3 protein-coding genes are annotated in these 1,257 nt (G+C 38.6%); all 3 read left to right on the top strand.

All coding sequences use genetic code 11. The features are described 5' to 3' along the window. Nucleotides 1-161: 161 nt before the first annotated feature. The 3 genes from rpsF to rpsR are packed head-to-tail and all read left to right on the top strand — an operon-like array spanning nt 162 to nt 1,218. A complete protein-coding gene (rpsF, locus tag HMPREF0381_RS12145; RefSeq protein WP_008752286.1) occupies nt 162-449 on the top strand; it encodes a 30S ribosomal protein S6 in 288 nt (95 codons plus the stop codon). Nucleotides 450-472: 23 nt separating this feature from the next. Continuing rightward, a complete protein-coding gene (locus tag HMPREF0381_RS12140) occupies nt 473-922 on the top strand; it encodes a single-stranded DNA-binding protein (protein WP_008752285.1) in 450 nt (149 codons plus the stop codon). A 26-nt stretch (nt 923-948) separates the two neighbouring features. Beyond that, nucleotides 949-1,218 (top strand): 30S ribosomal protein S18, encoded by a 270-nt coding sequence (gene rpsR, locus HMPREF0381_RS12135; RefSeq protein ID WP_008752284.1) that lies wholly within the window; start codon nt 949-951, stop codon nt 1,216-1,218. Nucleotides 1,219-1,257 lie beyond the last annotated feature (39 nt).

Raw genomic sequence — 1,257 nt, 5'->3', positions numbered from 1 at the left:
CACACCCCCAAAAAAGGATGAACATCAAAACAGAAATAATAAATCGTAAGAAAAACGTTATTGTATTAGCACTAAAACCATGTTAAGATTAAGTACTGTGACACATAATCCTTGCTTTTGAGCAACAGCATCAAAGGCCGGAGACCAAGAGGAGGTAAGAAATGACAAGTACATATGAATTGGCATTAGTGCTTAATGGTAAGCTTGAAGATGATGCAAGAGCGGAAGCTCTGGAGAAAGTTCAAAATTACATCACAAGATTTGGTGGAAGCATTGTTAATGTTGATGACTGGGGTAAGAAGAAGTTTGCCTATGATATCAATAAACAAAAAGAAGGTTTCTACTATTTCATTAAGTTCCAGTCAGAGGACAATAACTGCCCTAACGAGTTGGAGGCAAATGTTCGTATCATGGAACCGGTTGTGAGATACCTAGTCGTTAAGCAGTAAGCTTAATAAGAAGGAGAGATTGTATGAACAGAGCCATATTAATGGGTAGACTGACAAGAGACCCGGAAGTAAGATATTCAAGCGGTGAGAGATCCATGGCTATAGCAAGATATACACTTGCGGTGGATAGAGGTTTTAAGCGTGGAGGAGATTCATCGGAACAAACAGCAGACTTTATACCATGTGTTGCATTTGATAAAGCGGGCGAGTTTGCGGAGAGATATTTTAGACAGGGAATGAGGGTATTGATTTCAGGTCGTATACAGACAGGAAGCTATACCAATAAAGAAGGTCAAAAGGTTTATACAACTGAGGTTATTATAGATACTCAGGAATTTGCAGATAGTAAGGGAGTAGGTGATAGCGGTAATAATTATCATACTTCCACAAGACCGTCACCGGCATCAGCAAGTACAGACGGATTTATGAATATACCGGACGGAGTTGATGACGAGGGTCTGCCATTTAACTAGGTTAAAATAAGAAAGGGGACTTTATCATGGCATTTAACAAAGCTGACAGAGCTGAAAACTCTAAGAGAAGACCTGCTAACGGATTACGCAGGAGAAAAAAAGTTTGTGCATTCTGTGGCGAAAAGGAAAAGGCTATTGATTACAAAGATGTAGCAACTCTTAGAAAATATATTTCAGAGAGAGGAAAAATTCTTCCGAGAAGAATTTCAGGAAGCTGTGCTAAGCATCAAAGAGAAATCACTGTAGCTATAAAGAAGGCTAGACATATAGCTCTTCTACCTTATGTTGTAGAATAAAATTTTAAGTATAACAAAAACCCGTCTTTGAAAAAGGCG

The organism is Lachnoanaerobaculum saburreum DSM 3986 (assembly GCF_000185385.1).
Classification (GTDB): Bacteria; Bacillota; Clostridia; order Lachnospirales; family Lachnospiraceae; genus Lachnoanaerobaculum; species Lachnoanaerobaculum saburreum.
The sequence above is the reverse complement of the archived record's forward strand: the minus strand, read 5'-3'. Positions and strand labels throughout refer to the sequence as shown.